General features: G+C 58.5%; 14 protein-coding genes and 2 pseudogenes. 6 read left to right on the top strand and 10 right to left on the bottom strand.

The window, feature by feature from the left end; all coding sequences use genetic code 11:
- The first annotated feature begins 96 nt into the window (after nucleotides 1–96).
- On the top strand, nucleotides 97–1,167 hold the full coding sequence (locus ACT6VE_RS19965) for a hypothetical protein (RefSeq protein WP_444800230.1): 1,071 nt from the start codon (nucleotides 97–99) through the stop codon (nucleotides 1,165–1,167).
- Between the two features lie 8 nt (nucleotides 1,168–1,175).
- Here the strand turns inward: ACT6VE_RS19965 and ACT6VE_RS19960 are convergent, their stop codons facing one another.
- From ACT6VE_RS19960 to ACT6VE_RS19930, 7 genes are all read right to left on the bottom strand, one after another.
- The gene (locus tag ACT6VE_RS19960) at nucleotides 1,176–1,796 is read right to left on the bottom strand and encodes a transglutaminase-like cysteine peptidase (protein ID WP_409514864.1); all 621 of its coding nucleotides are present in this window, start codon (nucleotides 1,794–1,796) and stop codon (nucleotides 1,176–1,178) included.
- A 240-nt stretch (nucleotides 1,797–2,036) separates the two neighbouring features.
- Nucleotides 2,037–3,689, bottom strand: coding sequence for a phosphoethanolamine transferase (locus ACT6VE_RS19955; protein WP_092938505.1), 1,653 nt, complete (start codon nucleotides 3,687–3,689; stop codon nucleotides 2,037–2,039).
- A gap of 414 nt (nucleotides 3,690–4,103) precedes the next feature.
- Nucleotides 4,104–4,808, bottom strand: coding sequence for a L,D-transpeptidase (locus tag ACT6VE_RS19950; protein WP_312360947.1), 705 nt, complete (start codon nucleotides 4,806–4,808; stop codon nucleotides 4,104–4,106).
- Nucleotides 4,809–4,835: 27 nt separating this feature from the next.
- Nucleotides 4,836–7,490, bottom strand: coding sequence for a heavy metal translocating P-type ATPase (locus tag ACT6VE_RS19945; protein ID WP_312360945.1), 2,655 nt, complete (start codon nucleotides 7,488–7,490; stop codon nucleotides 4,836–4,838).
- Nucleotides 7,491–7,606: 116 nt separating this feature from the next.
- The gene (locus ACT6VE_RS19940; RefSeq protein ID WP_245292626.1) at nucleotides 7,607–8,038 is read right to left on the bottom strand and encodes a hypothetical protein; all 432 of its coding nucleotides are present in this window, start codon (nucleotides 8,036–8,038) and stop codon (nucleotides 7,607–7,609) included.
- A gap of 58 nt (nucleotides 8,039–8,096) precedes the next feature.
- Nucleotides 8,097–9,014, bottom strand: a complete 918-nt coding sequence (locus ACT6VE_RS19935) for a cation diffusion facilitator family transporter (RefSeq protein WP_444800229.1) — start codon at nucleotides 9,012–9,014, stop codon at nucleotides 8,097–8,099.
- A gap of 65 nt (nucleotides 9,015–9,079) precedes the next feature.
- Nucleotides 9,080–9,421: a TFIIB-type zinc ribbon-containing protein gene (locus ACT6VE_RS19930; protein ID WP_092938497.1), complete on the bottom strand. Its 342-nt coding sequence runs from the start codon at nucleotides 9,419–9,421 to the stop codon at nucleotides 9,080–9,082.
- Nucleotides 9,422–9,675: 254 nt separating this feature from the next.
- Between ACT6VE_RS19930 and ACT6VE_RS19925 the strand changes: the two are divergent.
- From ACT6VE_RS19925 to ACT6VE_RS19905, 5 genes and pseudogenes are all read left to right on the top strand, one after another.
- Nucleotides 9,676–10,121, top strand: a pseudogene (locus tag ACT6VE_RS19925) (MerR family transcriptional regulator).
- A 273-nt stretch (nucleotides 10,122–10,394) separates the two neighbouring features.
- On the top strand, nucleotides 10,395–11,570 hold the full coding sequence (locus ACT6VE_RS19920) for a hypothetical protein (protein ID WP_444800228.1): 1,176 nt from the start codon (nucleotides 10,395–10,397) through the stop codon (nucleotides 11,568–11,570).
- 62 nt (nucleotides 11,571–11,632) lie between these two features.
- Nucleotides 11,633–12,292 carry a TerD family protein gene (locus ACT6VE_RS19915; RefSeq protein WP_092938493.1) on the top strand — a complete coding sequence of 220 codons (660 nt, stop codon included), beginning with the start codon at nucleotides 11,633–11,635 and terminating at the stop codon, nucleotides 12,290–12,292.
- Nucleotides 12,293–12,335: 43 nt separating this feature from the next.
- Complete coding sequence (locus ACT6VE_RS19910) at nucleotides 12,336–13,382, top strand: hypothetical protein (protein WP_444800227.1); 1,047 nt, start codon at nucleotides 12,336–12,338, stop codon at nucleotides 13,380–13,382.
- Nucleotides 13,383–13,395: 13 nt separating this feature from the next.
- Complete coding sequence (locus ACT6VE_RS19905) at nucleotides 13,396–14,148, top strand: VWA domain-containing protein (RefSeq protein WP_092938489.1); 753 nt, start codon at nucleotides 13,396–13,398, stop codon at nucleotides 14,146–14,148.
- A 35-nt stretch (nucleotides 14,149–14,183) separates the two neighbouring features.
- Here ACT6VE_RS19905 and ACT6VE_RS19900 read toward each other — a convergent pair.
- The 3 genes and pseudogenes from ACT6VE_RS19900 to ACT6VE_RS19890 all read right to left on the bottom strand — a co-directional run.
- Nucleotides 14,184–14,970 (bottom strand): annotated as a pseudogene (locus tag ACT6VE_RS19900) (pyruvate carboxylase); the annotation flags it as partial.
- 546 nt (nucleotides 14,971–15,516) lie between these two features.
- Nucleotides 15,517–15,672, bottom strand: a complete 156-nt coding sequence (locus tag ACT6VE_RS19895) for a hypothetical protein (RefSeq protein WP_175386672.1) — start codon at nucleotides 15,670–15,672, stop codon at nucleotides 15,517–15,519.
- Between the two features lie 79 nt (nucleotides 15,673–15,751).
- Nucleotides 15,752–16,819 (bottom strand): hypothetical protein, encoded by a 1,068-nt coding sequence (locus ACT6VE_RS19890; RefSeq protein WP_444800226.1) that lies wholly within the window; start codon nucleotides 16,817–16,819, stop codon nucleotides 15,752–15,754.
- Between the last annotated feature and the right edge of the window lie 25 nt (nucleotides 16,820–16,844).

Below are 16,844 nucleotides of genomic sequence, written 5' to 3'. Positions count from 1 at the left end.
TCAACCGACATGCTGCTTGGCGCGACCGTGCCCGCACGTTAATGCAACCCAACGATACCGTCCGGACATGCAATGCAGAGCGTTCGATACATGACCATGGCCCACGACAGCATGCAGACATTTTCGGCTTCAACCCGTCTTTTGAAAGCCTTGGCATCTCGTGTCGTATCGACGCTGGCACGGACGCTCGCGCTTCTCGCGATCGCCGCCACCGTGTCCGGATGTGTCTCCATGACCCTCGACGATCTGGGCGATCCATCTCCAGTGATCCCGGCAAAACTCGTCGCCGAGATGCGCGAAAAGAAGATGTCCCCGGAAAGCCCGGTGCTGGTCCGAATCTTCAAGAAGGAGAGCGAGCTCGAGGTCTGGAAACAGGACGTTTCCGGCAGATTCGCCCTTCTCAAGACCTATCCCATGTGCAGATGGTCGGGCAAGCTCGGGCCGAAAACGAAGACAGGCGATCGCCAGGCACCCGAAGGGTTCTACCATGTCTCCGCGGGCATGCTGAATCCGAAGTCGCAATACTACCTGTCGTTCAACCTCGGCTATCCGAACCGCCTCGAATCCGCACTTGGCTACACAGGCGAGGCGCTGATGGTGCATGGCGCCTGCTCGTCGTCGGGGTGTTACGCGCTCACTGATCAAGGTGTCGGCGAAATCTATGCGCTCGCTCAGAAATCGCTGTCTGCGGGCCAGGCGAAGTTCCAGGTTCAGGCCTATCCCTTCCGCATGACGCCGGAGAACCTTGCCATGTATGCCGGCGACGAGAACTTCGGTTTCTGGAAGGCTCTAAAAGAAGGATACGACATTTTCGAAGTGACCAGGCGGCAGCCAAAGGTGTCCGTCTGCGGACGTCGGTACGTCTTCGACAAGGAGTTTGAGCGCGAACCAACCGACCCGCTCGCGGAATGTCCTCCGTCCATCGGGCAGGTGGATCTGAGGGTCGCTGCAAAGCGCCAGCTTGAAGACAAGGCTCTGGCGGATCTGCTCTCAAAAGGCCAGTCATCGGTGGTGACCGCCTACGCCGATGGGGGAATGCATCCGAGTTTTCGCAAATTGATGAAAAAGAACGGGCCTGAAAAACTGGCTGCGAAGATCTCGGTCATCAAATATCCGATCAGCAGGCCGGAAGCGGCGCTGGCTGATCCCTTTGCAGGATCGGAATGAGGGAGCGCTCAGTTTTCGACCGAACCGACAGCGAGATCCTCGCCATTCGTTATAGTGACCCAACGCCCGCTATTGAATGATGCCTGCCGCTTGAGGAATTTGTAAGAGGTCTTGCTCCACAGCAAGACCTCTTCTTCAAGGTTGTCCAGGATGAAGTCGCCCTTGGATGTCCGTACGGTCACAACGGCGTGGCCTTCGCCATCCGGCTTCAGAAGCACCGTCATGAGAAGGTCCGCCGCCGAAAAACCCTGCTCCATCAGTTCGCGACGCTTGAGAAGAGCATAGTCTTCACAATCGCCAGCGTCCGAGGGATAGGCCCAGACCTCATCTTTGCCGTAGAGGTCCTCGTCGGTGATCGGCGCGATGGCCGCGTTGACAGACGAGTTGATCTCGCGGATCACCTGCCAGCCCCGCTCGGTGACCAGAGGCGGCGTTGTCGATCCGGACTTGATCGAGCACTCGTTCACGTACTGTTGGCAGAATTCGTAGTGGCCGATGGGCTGAGACGTTACGGAGCCAGTCTGCATCCACAGCGATGTCACGGAAGGGGCGGGGATTGCCGAGCCTGCAGAAAACACGAACGCTGCGAATGCGCCCGCCGCGTTTCCGATTGTCCGCATTCCTGACATCGCAAGTCCCCAGGTTAACCACAGCCTAAGCCGCATCGTTAACAAAGAGTTAATGCTGCCGCTCGCAGGGAGTCAATCGAGATCCGGGCAACATCAGTAGACGTGGTTAACGTGGGAGGTGTCAAAGAATCGCGGTGCCTCAGCTATTTTAATACACGATGTTGACGACGTCATTATGCACGAGTCCTGTATCATCGCGCGCGCCCGGCAGGCGGTGGCAAGCCGGTGGATACGATGTTTCTAAGACGATTTGAGAAGCTTGCAGTCAGCAAAGACATCGAGAGACCGATCGTAGACGCTGGTATTGATGTTGAGCATGCTTAGGACGCTGTTAAAGAGATTGTCATGCGAGCGCGGTGACGTCCTATTGTTCATCAAGCACGCTTTGTCCACGCCCATCGACGCCTGAAACGGTCGATCCATCCACAAAACGAAAGGTATCTTTGTTTGGACATCTGGTGCAAGCATATATGGTGCACCATGGAGGTATAATCCTTGCTCGCCTAAAGACTCACCATGATCCGACATATATATCATGCCACCTTCGACGCGGTCTGAACTCGCTTTCAACCGTTCTATAATGCTCGAGAGAATGAAATCAGTATATAGGATCGTATTGTCGTATGTGTTTACGATTTCCTCAGGCTTGCAGTCTCCAAGCTCGGCGGTGCGGCAATCCGGAGTGAAACGCCTGAAAGCGTCGGGATAGCGCAAGAAATAGGCGGGGCCATGACTGCCCATCTGATGAAGGACCAGGACGCTGTCTTGTTTGACATCACGAAGCCAGGTTTCGAGTTTGTCCAGAAAAACGCCGTCCTGACACTCGCCCGTCTTGCAGTAGCGTGTGTCCTTGGATGCCGATAGATTGACGAAGGGTATTCTATCGGCAATTCCCTTGCTGCCCGTGCTGTTGTCCCACCATTCGACCTTAATGCCCGAATTCTCGATGACATCAACCAGTGTTTCGTTTTCGAGACCCTTTTTGTGTGTGTAGTCGACACGCTTGAACTTGGAGAACATGCAAGGTAAGGACGTCGCCGTCGCGGTGCCGCAGCTATAAGTTTCAGGGAAATAAATGATATCCTGTTTCGCCAGAAGCGGGTTCGTGTCACGTTGATAGCCACCCAGCGAGAAATTCTGGGCGCGGGCTGTTTCGCCCGCAACGATGACGGTTACGCGCGGTTTGCGGGAGCCATTAATCGGTGGAACGACCTTCGCGTCATGTCCGAGCGGTTGGGCAACTATTTTAGCTTCGGCCCGTACCTGGGTGAAAAGTTTTACCGCACTCACGAGAGGTGTCACCGGGTTCAAAGCCCTGGCGATATCTCGGTGCTCGCGGACGGCAGCAGTGTAGGTCGCGGAATAGGAGAATGCTGCGCCGGCGAAGACAAGCATGCACCCAATAACGACAGCGCAATTGCGAGCGATCTTCCCCAATATTGGCCGATGAACAACGCGAACCCAAAGAATAAGACCCGTTGGTAAAAATGCGAATAGGGCAAGATGCCCCACAAAGCCCCACGTAATGAGATGCTGTGCTTCGGCTGGTGTTGTCTGATACGCGTTGCGCATCATATCGCTATCGATAACCACACCGAACTGATCCACAAACCATGAAGCCGTAGCGGATGTCATCACGAGAAAAATGAAGAACGGCTTAATCACGTACTTGGCCGAGAAAATCGTTAACGCAGCGATGAACAAAGCGCTCATGGCTATGTAGAGCATGGCAATCGCCACAGGCTCCTGTGCCAGATACGCATTGATCTTCGACCAGAACGTCCTGTTGCTCGTGAACAGCAGAAAGAGCGCCACACATACGCTCAACATGACACTGCCCAGGTGCGGCCTGTAAAGAGGCAATTTTTTAAAGCCTGTTTTCTTAAACTTCATGTTCTAACCCATCCTGTTCCGAGTCTAACGACCGACGAGGGCTGAGGCGCTTGTTTCACATTTCACACATCCCATCTCGCAGTGTTCAGAACCGGCCACACTCTCTAGCCGCTAGAGCTGCAAATAAAAAATCTTGAGCGGTGGAGAACCGTGCAAATTGATCTGGCCACGAACAGGCCGTTTGCCTGTAGCATCGAAGCTTCTGGATAGCCGGAGTTTGCGTCCCATACGTTCATGATAAATCGACTAGGACGTTGGCGAGATTGAAAGACGGCCAGTGTGATACACCGATACAGAAATCCAGATAATCGGTGACTGCGCGTTAAAAAAGCGGTCGGCGATACTTCCCCTTCACCACGTTTTGCGCAGAAAGTTCCATCGTCAAAGGGTCGAATTGCGCTAGTCATCCGAACATTACTGCCTGACTACAATTTTCGCCTTGTATGGGACCCGGGCATAGAGATCGATAATGTCCTGGTTGATCAGGCGCACGCAGCCCGAAGACACAGCCTTGCCGATCGAGCGCCAGTCCTTGTTGCCGTGGAGTCGATAGAGCGTGTCCTGTCCGTTCTGAAAAATGTAGAGCGCGCGCGCACCGAGCGGATTGTCGAGACCGCCGGCCATGCCGCCATTTTCGATGGAATATTGTTTGAGTTCGGGCTGGCGCGCGACCATCTCGTTCGGTGGTTTCCAGCGCGGCCAGGCTTGGCGCCAGTGAATGACGCCATCGCCCTGCCAGGCAAATCCGTCGCGGCCGATGCCCACGCCATAGCGCATCGCCGTGCCGCCCGGTTCAACGACATAGAGAAAACGTGAAGGCGTATCGACGATGATGGTTCCGGGCGCCTCTCCCGTCGGGTCGATGACCCGCTGGCGATAGAATGTCGGGTCGATCTGCTGATATGGCGTTGCCGGAATGAGAAACCCACCGTCCTGAAGTGGCCCGTACATAGCTTCAAGTTCAGCTGAGGTTGGCGGGCCGACGGGCCGCTTGACCACTACCGGTAAGGGGGCAATGCGGCCTTCGGGTGATGAGGTTGCGCAACCCGCCAGCGTTGCAACAGACGACGCGGCAACAATAAGAAAGCCGCGCCGTGACAGATTGGTTTCGAGCGTCATGGAGTGAGTGAATCCGCTTTGAAATGCTTAGGATTTAATGGGGCGAAGGAGACGCAGCGCGTTGATCGTCACCAGAACGGTTGCGCCGGTATCCGCCAAAATCGCCGGCCACAAGCCGGTTATGCCCATGATCGTGGTCACGAGAAACACCGCCTTCAATCCCAGCGAAAGCGTGATGTTCTGGAAGATGTTGCGCATCGTTCTTTTCGAAAGATCGATCATCTCGGCAATGTCGCCGACGCGGCCATGCAGGATAGCTGCATCGGCTGTTTCGAGCGCCACATCCGTGCCGCCCCCCATGGCAATGCCGACATCGGCGGCCGCAAGCGCCGGCGCATCGTTGATGCCGTCGCCGATCTTGCCGACCACGTAGCCTTCCTTTTGAAGTTCGCCGACGATGCGTTGCTTGTCTTCCGGCATCAGCTCGGCGCGAACTTCAATGCCAAGCTGAGCGCCGATCGCCTTCGCCGTGCGCGCGTTGTCGCCCGTCAGCATGACGGTCTTGATGCCCACATCGGCCAGTGCCTTCAACCCGGCCTTCGCATCCGCCCGTGGCTCGTCCCGCATGGCGATGGCACCGGCAAGCATATCGCCGACAATCAGCACCGACACAGTTTTGCCCTCGTCATTCAGCCTGGCGATCAGCGTCAATTGATCGTTCGACAACGGCATTCGATCGGCTGCCGACTTCGGCGATCCGAGGAAAATCTCGATACCCTCAACGGTCGCGGTCACACCTTTGCCACCGAGAGCTTTTGCATTTTCGGCCGCCGGAACCTGAACCTTTTCCTCCGCGGCCTTGCCGAGAATGGCCATGGCCAGCGGATGGCTGGACCCGGTTTCGAGCGCTGCGGCCAAGCGCAGCACATCGGCTTCATTGCGGTCGAAGGCGATCACGTCGGTGACCTTTGGCTTGCCTTCGGTCAGAGTGCCCGTCTTGTCGAGCGCAATGGCCGTCAGCTTTCCGAGGGTTTCGAGAACCGCGCCACCCTTGAGAAGAAGCCCGCGCCTCGCCCCGGCGGAAAGCGAGGCGGCAATGGCTGCTGGTGTCGATATGACCAAAGCGCAAGGGCAGCCGATCAGCAGAATGGCAAGGCCCTTGTAAACCCATTCCGACCAGACGCCGCCCATGAACAGCGGCGGAATGGTCGCGACGAGTGCGGCAACCACGACCACAGCCGGCGTATAGTAGCGGGAGAAGCTGTCGATGAACCGTTCTGTCGGCGCCTTCGATTCCTGCGCTTCCTCGACGAGCTTGACCACACGAGCAATGGTGTTGTCGGCGGCGGCGGCCGTGACGCGGACTCGAAGTGCTGCATCCCCATTGACCGTGCCTGCAAAAACCTTGTCATCCAAACCCTTGGCGACCGGTGTGCTTTCGCCCGTCACCGGCGCTTCGTCGATCGAGCTTTCGCCGGAGACGATCACGCCGTCGGCCGAGATCCGGTCACCCGGACGCACGAGAATGACCGCGCCAACGGCGAGGCTTTCCGCCGGCACTTCGCGCGTCTGCCCGTTCTCCTCCAGCAGAGCGTTCTTCGGAACCAGTTCCGTCAGGGACTGGATGCTCGCGCGTGCCTTGCTTGCGGCAACGCCCTCCAGCAGTTCGCCGACCAGGAACAGGAACACGACCGCAGCCGCCTCTTCGGTCGCATTGATAAACAGCGCGCCGACAGCCGCGATTGTCATCAGCATTTCAATGGAAAACGGCGTTCCGGCCAACGCCGCCATCACGGCGCGTCGTGCGATGGGTATAAGGCCGACGAGCATCGCAGCCGTAAAGGCAAAGAAGGCAATGGCCGGAAAAAGATGGCCTATCCCATAGGCTAAAACCAGCGCACCACCGGCAACGATCGTCAAGCGCCCCTTTTTACTTTTCCACCACGGGCCGCTCATCGGTCCATGGTCATGCCCGTGCAGGCTTTCCGGTTCGCCGCCAGCCTTGCCATGAGCATGGCCGGAATGATCACGATTGTCGCCCGCATCCACGGACGCGGCCTTCGATTTGTTTTCATCGGCAGCCAATGACACAACCGAATAGCCCAGCCCTGCGACCTTCTTGCCGATCGCGTCGAGATCGCTTGTCCCATCATGCTTCACCGTCATCGTACCGGCTGTGACCGAAACCGAGACATCCTCGACACCGGGCATCCGCCTGACGGCCGTGTCGATCTTTGTTGCGCAGGACGCGCAATCCATGCCCCCGACCCTGAATCGTATCTGCGGCGCCTCGACAAGCGGGATAACGGGGCTCTCGTTTTTGCCTGCTTGATTGCGATCATGACCTGCGTGATCGTGGTCGTCATGACCGTGACCACCGTGATCGTGGCCATCGTGGTCGTCATGATCATGCCGGTCATGGTCATGACCCGCGTGGTCGTGCGAACCGGCGCCGTGGTCATGGCTACAGCCCGGGCCATGCACATGCGCAGCCTTTGCGACCGGGGCAGCAGTGGCTTTATCGGCGATAGGAACTACATTGTATCCGAGCCCGGAGACTTTCTTGCCGATCGCCGTCAGGTCACTGCTTTCGCCATGCGTCACCGTCATCGTGCCGGCGGTCACCGAAACCGAGACATCCTCGACGCCGGGCATTCGCCTGACGGCCGTATCGATCTTCGTCGCGCAGGATGCGCAATCCATACCACTCACTCTGAATCGTGTCTTTACTGGCTCGGTCATGGGATATCCTTGAATTCAATGCCGCCACCATAGGACCTCAAGCGACTAGAGCTACAAGTGGAAAATCTGTTCCTGCTTAACTAAATTGGCGGACAGCACGAAGACCATCCGCCGGATCAGCGGCGTAAGCCGACCAAGAACCGCCGTGCCTTCGCCAGGATCAGGGGAACAGCGACCAGCACCAATGCACCGATCGCCCAGACGACGATAATGGCGGGCTTCAGAACGATCTTTAGCAAGGCAATCGCGCTTCCTGCCAAATCGCCGAGATTGAGGCCTTCAATGACAGTGATGGCGTCCTTACCGACGCCCGCTGCCCCGGCGATGGTCTTGCCGTTTTCAACAACGGTATAGGCGTTGCCGGCGATCCAGTTCAGAATCCCTTCGGCAGAGACGTAGCCGATCCACGCCAGAAACGACCAGAGGGCGAGCCCGATAACAATGACGAACCAGACCACCGGCCCGCCGGCTTTCGTCGGGCGTCCGCCTGTCGTTGGCTGCCAGGGCGGATGGCCGTATTGTCTTGCGCTTCTGTCGCGTTCATACATGTCGACGTCCTTAGCTCGGTTGATGGAGTTGTGCGGTTGGCCGAACAGATCGGCACCGCTAGATTTTCATCTCGCCTTCCGCCTCACGCATAACCTTATCCTCCACTTGGATCGTAACGTGCGACAAGCCGAAGCTTTCTTCCATCGTGCTGCGGGCGCTGGAGAGGATCGAACGGACCTCCGCCATATCGGTAACGACGAGGTGACAGCTCATGGCATCCAGTCCAGATGTGATTGTCCATACATGCAGATCGTGGACGGCTTCGACGCCGGGAATGCCCATTAGCTTCACTTCCAGCAGAGACATGTCAATTTCCGGTGGCGTACCCTCCATGAGGATATGAACGGCTTGCTTGAGGAGAACCCATGTCCGGGGAAGGATCAACAGCCCGATGGCGGCACCAATGATTGGATCTGCAAGCGACCAACCGGTCAGTATCACCACACCGGCGGCAACGATGACGCCGAGTGATCCCAGCATATCGCCGAGCACCTCGAAATATGCTCCCTTGACATTCAGGCTTTCGGACGATCCGGCGGAAAGCAGCTTCATGCTGATCAGGTTGACTGTCAGGCCGATGACGGCGACGATCAGCATAGGACCGCCGAGAATTTGGGGTGGATCGACAAACCGCTCATACGCCTCATAGAAAATGTAAATGGTCAGCAACATGAGAATCACTGCGTTTGCCAGCGCGGAGAGAACCTCCATGCGGACATAGCCATAGGTCTTTTGCGGCGTCGCGGGTCGTTCTGAAAACCGGATCGCGATCAGCGCCAGAGCCAGCCCACCGGCATCCGTCAGCATATGGGCCGCATCCGCCAAAAGCGCCAGGCTGCCCGTCCAGAGACCGCCGACGACCTCGACCAGCATGAACGCTACCGTCAGTCCCAGGGCCGTCGCCAGCCTGCTTTTGTGCCGCCCAGCGGATGTGCCTGTGGGACGTGCCGCCGTGTGAGAATGGCCAGCGCCCATATGTTAGCTCCTTGTCTTTTTGAATAAGCGATTGAGACAAACTCTTTTGGTGAAGCCTATTCCATCTAGTCGAAGAGCCGCCCCAGGAACGATCCGTGACGGCGGTTCTGCCCGTGGGCACCATGGCCGGAACCATGGCCGCCGTCACGATGATCCTCAGCGGGATAGTGCGGCGCGAACGGCTGCGACTTTGCGATCCCCGAACGCTGAGCAACCGGGGGTTCAGCGGTAAGGCTGCGATCGATAATCTTGTCGAGTTCTCCTCTGTCCAGCCAGACGCCCCTACAGTTCGGGCAATAGTCGATTTCGATCGACTGACGCTCGCTCATGACAAGATTGACCCTGCAAGCCGGGCAAAGAAGCCCCTGTGCTTTGTCCTGCACGTCCGGGGTCGCAAGATCGTTCATCGTCGTCTCCTGATGTTTTCGGCGTTATCCGCCAAAGGGATTGGCGAGCGCAAAAGAGAGTATCGGATCTCGAGTACCTAGAGGTTCAAGGGACACGCTTCACGATTCGTTACCGATCGTCCAACAGCCGGCAGTAGAGCAGTTCCGCTTTCTGCAAGTGAAGCGCCCCTGCATGCGTTATGTACCTACATATTGACGACGCCTGCTTTCATCGCCAGATCTCTAGTCACTTCAGTTCCCATCGGAGACCATTCATGCTGACCATTGGAGATCTATCACCCTCGACTGGCGTCAAAATACCGACTATCCGCTACTATGAACAGATGGGCGTGCTGAACCCGCCGAGCGCTCAGAGGGCAATCAGCGGCGCTACAGTGGGCGTGAGCAGGAGCGTCTCTCCTTCATCCGCCATGCCAGAGAACTTGGGCTCACGATTGAAGCGATCCGGGAACTGATCGACCTTAGCCAGCATCCGGAGCGGCCGTGCGCCGATGCCGAGCGGATCGCGGCGACTCAGCTTGCGGAGGTGCGCGAGTAGATCGTCAGACTTAGAAAACTAGAGACAGAGCTGGAGCGGATCACCAGCCACTGCCACGGAACGCAAGTCGAGGATTGCTATGTGATCCGGGCGCTGGCCAATCACAAACTCTGCGAGACCGACCATTTCCGATGTCGCCCCTGTGTGCGATCAAGCTCCTGACTCTTGCTCTTCTCATCGACAGACAACACGATGGCATGGGTCGGCGGTGGCGGAGAGGCCGACCACATCACGTATGTTTGAAAAGCATCACCGACGATCTCGCTGTGCGGGCCGGCCTCACCTTGACGGCCACGGACGTAGCGCTGGCGGCGGATAAGGCAGCGCTCGCCGCTTGACCCGCAGAATCGTATCGACTTGCGATTTGGATGCTTCAGCGATAAGAGATACTCCTCTCACGTCAAGCAAGAAATGTATGTTGAGGAGGATCAAGTCATGAAACCGACAATCATCGACTCTTCCCCCAGCCTCCTTACTGGCGAGCCACCGAAAAGTACCGTTCCGGCGATACCGATGAACACGGGGGCCATTGTGCTCAGCGAGGCGCAAGTGCTGGAAGCCGAGAAGGCGCTTGCCGCTCTCGACTTTCCCGCCATGCAGTCGGGCGACGTCATCAGGATCGGTCTGGAGGCCGAGCAGGCATTGCAGCGGACGCTGGACGGCTTCTTGGCACGGCTCGACAAGAACAGCGCGGCCGCCGTCTTCGCGCTGCTCGGCCGTCTCGAACAGGGCGTCGAGGATGCCGATCTCCCGGAAATCCTCGACAAGCTCCAGAACGGCGAAAAACCGGATTTCCTGAGTTCGTTGCTGGGAAGGTTTCGCGGCAAGCGGCCGGAGGAGGTCGCGGCGGAATTTCTGGCGGAAATCGGCGACCTTATCACCGGACGAACCAGGACGCTCGCTGACCGGATGATGAAGCTCGAAGGCGAACTTTCCGGCGAAATGCAGAAGCTGTTCGGCGAGTTGCAGGCGCTCGATGCCCTGAAGCAGAGCTACGGCGCGCATTTCAGCGATTTCACCGTGGCTGCGGCAGTCGCCCGCGCTTTCCTCGACAAGGCGCGCGCCTATGTCGCCGACGAGGAGGCGCAGCTCAATCCGGCCGATCCGGTGGCGCAGACCAGAATGATGGAGTTCAAGGACAGGCTGCGGCTGATCGAGAGCCGCGCGCTGGCGCTGGAAGGCACCTACACGCGGCTGCCGGCCGACCAGCTGGTGATTCAGCAGATCGAACAGGCCGGCATTGCGACCCTGCAGGAGACCGCCACCACGGTGGCGTCGCGGTTCGCGTCGATCAAAATGACGCTGCTGTCGATCCATGGCGCGTTCGCGGTGAAGAGCGTGCAGCAGCTGGCCGGCCGCCAGGCCAAGCTCGACAAGCAGCTGACCGAGATGCGCGGCCGCGCCCTGAAAGACATCGCGGTCACCGCCGCGCAGGCGCCGGGCGACAACCGCCTTGCGCAGGCACAGCAGATCGAGCAGATCATCGCCACCACCAGCGAGATCCACGGCCTCGTCGCGGCGGCGAAGAAGTCGACCGAGGAAAAATTCGAGCAGGCGCGGCAGAAATTCGCCGCCGCCCGTCAGGAGCTTGCCGCCCTGTCGTCGCGGTAACGCGCTCGCCGGCTTCCCGCGCCCAAACATGGGCGCAGTCAGATCACAGGAGTTTCACAAGCATGCTGACCCTTTCCCTTGAAAAGCCCGGCACCGCGACGCCAAAGCTCAAGCTTTCCCTCAACAAGGGAGCGCAGTTCACCGTGAAGGTTGAGTGGATGTGCGATGCCGACCACGCCGATGATGTCGACGTTCACGCGCTTGAGGCGCGGAGTGACGGGAACGGCGCGAAGGTGAGGGAACTTACCAGCGTGCTGTCGACCTACAATACCACGCGGATGAACCCGAATGGCGGCACCTTGCCGTCAAACCCCGAAGGATCTTTCCAGACGCCCAGCGGTGGGCTGTTCCACAGTGGTGACAAGAGAGTGCAGAACAACACCGAGACCATAGTCATTGACGGCTCCAAGCTGCCGGCGGGGGTCAACGAGATACCGATCTTCGTCACCGTCCATGAAGCCGAACATGGGGGCAGCCACGAGACCGAGCAGGGCGCCGAACAGGAGGAGGAAGCGGCGTTCGGCGACATCGACGTCTGCACCATCACACTGTCGGACGGCAGTGGGAAGCAACTCGGCGCCTACAAGCTGTCGGACGAATTCAAAGAGTTCAATGTCGTCCAACTAGGCAGCATATTGCTCGGCCCCGAGGGCTGGGAATACGCGGCCGTCGGCCGAGGCTTCACCGGCACGTTCAACGACGTTCTCGCGCACTTTTCCTGAGAGAGCGATGCCCCAGAACAAAGCCCCTCCCTCGCGTGGTACCATGCCGGATGATCGCCAGGGCAGGCTTCGCCCCACGGTGATCGTTCCGCCGGCTGAGCGGTCACGGACGCCAAGGGCCGAGCCAGGCGAAGCGGCTGGGACTGATGCGCCCGCCAAGCCAACAATTGTGGCGCCCGCCAGTACCCGGAACGACAGTGCGACTGCGACGGCGAAAACTGGACGGTCCGCGCAGATGCCGCTGGTGGCAAAGCCGACTGCGATCCCCGGCGTGGAACGCAAGCGGATCGCAGTCGAGCTTTCCGACATTCGGAAACTGTCGCCGTTGGCGAGACCTGAGGTGCTGGAGCAGGCGCTCCGGCTGATACAGTCGTTCGTGGTCGAAAGCGCGCGGGACAGGCAGGCGGTCCTTTGGGGCCATCGCCTCCAGCAGGATTACAGCGACCTGGTGTCGCGCACGCTCGAACTCTCGCAGGCCGATGTGCTGAAGAAGGCGACGGGATATATCGGCCGAATGACCGACATCCTTGGCGCGATCGACATCAAGGCCGTCTGCGGTGCCCCTGCAGCGGCTGGAATTTTCGGCGAGTATTTCAAGAAGGCGAATAGCAGGATTGACACAGCTGGCGAGCTCCAAGCGGCGCGCATCGAGCTCGACCAACTGGTCCGGCTGATGGGCGAGGTGCTTGAGCTACTCTTGTCATTCAAGGAGACGCTGGAACAGCACGCCCGCCGGATCGAGGGCATGGGGGACGAAGCCGAGGCCTCGGCACTCGCGGCGTCCTTTCTGTCGGACCATCTGCGCGTGAGCCGGCCGCCGCTCTCGCAACGTTTCCTGGAGCGGGCCATGAGCCTGACGCAAACCGTGGCGCAGATCCGCAGCGGCGCCTCGATGCGCGACGTGCAGATCGAACAGCCGATCCGGCTCATCGGGGCGATCCAGAATGTGGCGCTCGTCATGGTTCCAGGCTTTTTGGGAAGCATCGCGTCGCTGACGACGATGCTGGAGAACAACCGCAAGCTGACCCCGACCGAAGCCGGCGAACTTTCCTATCAGCTTCGGAACATCCTTCAGCAACTCAAAGAGTGAGGACCGATCGGCCATGGCACTGCAACTCAACCTCAAGAAGTCGGCGGAAACGCTGCGTCTTTCTCTCGACAAGGCGGGTGTCGCGGCTGACATCAAGGCCGAACTGATCTTCGACATGGACGTTTCGGGCTCTTTCGAGCACGAGCATGAGGAAGGCACCACAAGCAAGCTCGTCGCACGGCTGGTGCCCTACGGCATGGTGCTCGACCCCGACGGAAAGGTGGACGTCTTCAGCTTCAGCAACGGCAAGGGCCACGTTCACCATGTCGGAACGGTCACTCCGGACGATTGCGAGAACTACATCGTCCGCAACGTGATCGACAAAGTGCCAGGCTGGAAGGGCGGGACCACCTACAGCTATGTGCTGGAGCGCAATCTGCAGCATTTCGGGTGGTTGCCACGCGAAAAGGAACGCGAAGGCTTCTTCAGCCGGTTCTTCGGCGGGAGCACCAAGGAAGCGCCGGTTTCGGCAAAGAAACGGTCGGTCGTCATTTTCGTTACCGATGGTGAGAACGATCCTTCGGATGAAGAACGGACCATGTGGGTTCTCGAGGAATCGGAGAAGCGCGGCGACCAGGTGTATTTCCTGTTCATGGGCGCCTGCGAGCATACCGTGGAATTCAAGTTCCTCGAAACGATCGCCAAGCGTTTCAAGAACACCGGCGTCGTCATCGTGCGCGACCTCGACGGCTTCGTCGAACTCTCCGACGAGCAATTGAACGCGCAGCTTCTTGGATCCGAATTGCTGCAATGGCTCCGATCCTGACATTGGACTCAAACGCGATACGGAAACGGCCGCTTGTCCGGATGGTTCTTGTAGCCGACGCCGTTTTCGCCGCGCAGCAGCATCTGCAGAAGCAGATTCTGTGCATTTTTCGCGCACCTTGGCAAGACGCTGCCACGGATCTTCCGTGAGGAAACGCATCGAGACGTCAAAGGTCGCGCCGCCCCAGCATTCGAGTGAAAACCGGTTCGGCAAGGCCCGGGCATAAGGTGCCGGCGATGTCGGCGATATCATAAGTGCGCACGCGCGTGGCGAGCAGCGACTGATGACCGTCTCGCATGGTCGTATCGGTAAGCAGCACGCGCTTTTTGGCGCGCGCCCATTCGGCGAATTTCTTCGGGCCGAGCGCATCGAGGTTCTGCTTGGTGCCGTCGACGATCTCGCCCTTGATGCGCGGGATGACCGACTTGGCAGCATCGGCGTTCCTGCTTTGGGCGACCCTTGGCTTCGGGATGTCCATTGACGGTGACATCGGCGAGATAGGTGAGCACTTGCTGGCCCGGTCCTGGCGCTTCACCTGCTGGAACAGTTCCGGCGTGGTGTCGATGAACCGGGTCGTATAGGTATTATCCTTGAACTTCGGGTGCGAAATGATCGCTTCAAGGAAGGTCAGGTTCGTGGCGACGCCGCGGATACGGAATTCGCGCAAAGCACGGTCCATGCGGGCGATGGTTTCTTCAGGGCTAGGTGACCAGACTGTGACCTTTCGAGCAATGGATCGTAGTATCGGGTAACGCCGCCGGAATAAGCGGTGCCTCCATCGCGGCGGACACCAAAGCTCGAGGCCTGTCTGTACATTGTCATCGTCCAACTGAACTCTCTCACTGAAGCGCCGGCAATCTTATTTCACCTAGGCCTGACGAATCCAGACGCGCGGCTCCTGGGAACGGATGCAGAAAACATCATCCGTTCCATCGAATGGTTTAACTGCCTATCGAGTGCGGTTCACGCGGTCGCCGTCCGAATGATCTGGCGCGCCGACTTTTTCTTACCGGATCAATCGATGTACGAGCCCTTGGTTCATAAAGGAGAGGAGCACTTGGCTTCCGCGTTTGCGCTTATAGAATCCAAGTTGACGACCGAGATTGGGCCGTAGGAGAGTCCTATTCAATCGTTGATCCGTATTTGCTCGTCTTCTACAGGTGGGGAAATCGTATGGCCGTTGACATGCGAAATACCTATCCCGCTTGGACCTCTCATGCACGTCGGCTGGAGGAGCGGGCTGCTGTGCAACGAGCCTTAACCCAAGAGGGAATATCCCTCTGGGAGTAGTTGCCGCGTTGCCGAATCCAAAAAATTCGCAAGACCATCGATCCTACGCGGTCGTGCTTAAATGTCTGGTAGCGTTGTTTAGCGGGAAACCAACGCTACGGCCTCGGGATGGTCGGGATCAAGCGCATTGTGGACGTGTTCGATTTCATCCGGGTCATTGGCAGGCCACAGGCGCGTCGCCGCGACAGGCGCGACTGCGGCCATGATCGCGAGCGATGCGAAGGTAAACGGCAAGCCGACTTTCGCTCCGAGCCGTGATGAAACGGCATGATTTCTGGGGCCGCAGAGCAACCGGAACGAGGTTTTCGCGCGCCTAGAAACCGAAGAAGATGATGCCGATGCCCAGAAGCAAGATCATCGTTCCCAGAATGCCGCTCTCGTAACGTTCGAGAAAACCGAGCTTCAGACGCTCCGTGCCGGTCAGGGTCAGCCATGTGAAAACCACCATGCCAGCGATGGTCGCAAACGCCAGAACCGCGCTGAGGAGGATGAACCCGGCCCAACCGAAGGCAATGCCGGAGACGTAGACGGGTAGGAATCCTTCACAGGGCGAAAACGTCAACAGCGTAAAAAGTCCGAGGATAACGGTGCGATCCGATTTTGCCGGCGCCGATTTTGCAGCGCCTGGCTTGCTGACAACAGCCGCAGCGGCCTTGTGTGGGCCTTGGGCGTGCTCTTCGAAATCGATCGCGTGTTCATGCGCGTGGCTTCCGTGCGAGAGCGAGACTATTATTGCCCGGAATTCGTGCGGTTCGGGAATTTCATCGATTGATTCCAGAAAATCACCCTTGTCGAGGAATTGAAATGTCTGGTGCGTCCCATCCGGACGGACGGTTTCCACCGAAAGCGTGCCCTGTTTGGGAAGCAACATGCTTTTGCCTTCAGGCTTCACCCGGAACCGGGGCGGAACGCCTTCCTCGAAGATGTCCAGGATCAGGACGCCATGGCCCGTATCGATCCGTTTTGCTTCGTCGTGACCATGACCGGCATGACCGCCGTTTACGTGGCTGTGTCCTGTATCGTGTGAATGATCATGGCCGTGGTTATCTTCCCCTTCATGGCTGTGCCCCTTGCCGAAATGGTGATGCCCGTGTCCTTGGCCTTGCGCTTGACGAACGAGGTAATAGAGGCCGAACAGAACCAAGGCCCCACCGGCGATCCATGGAAAAATATCTCCTGTCCATTTGCTGGTCTCGATTCCCAGCCAGACAAGCAGGACCCCGAGAGCCGTCGTGAACAGCACATGGCCGAGGCCGCAAAGAGCCACGACCGCGAGTGCCTTCGATCTGGACCAGCGTTGCCCGCGGGCGGCCAGCACGAAGGGCAGCCAATGGGTCGGAATGGCTGCGTGTGCGAATGCAACGACAAAGCCGGTTGCCATGATGGAGAGCAGAAATGTCTGGTTC

It is taken from the genome of Shinella sp. (genome assembly GCF_052438155.1).
GTDB lineage: Bacteria > Pseudomonadota > Alphaproteobacteria > Rhizobiales > Rhizobiaceae > Shinella.
Note: the sequence above shows the minus strand (reverse complement) of the source record. Positions and strands in the feature narration are given on the sequence as shown.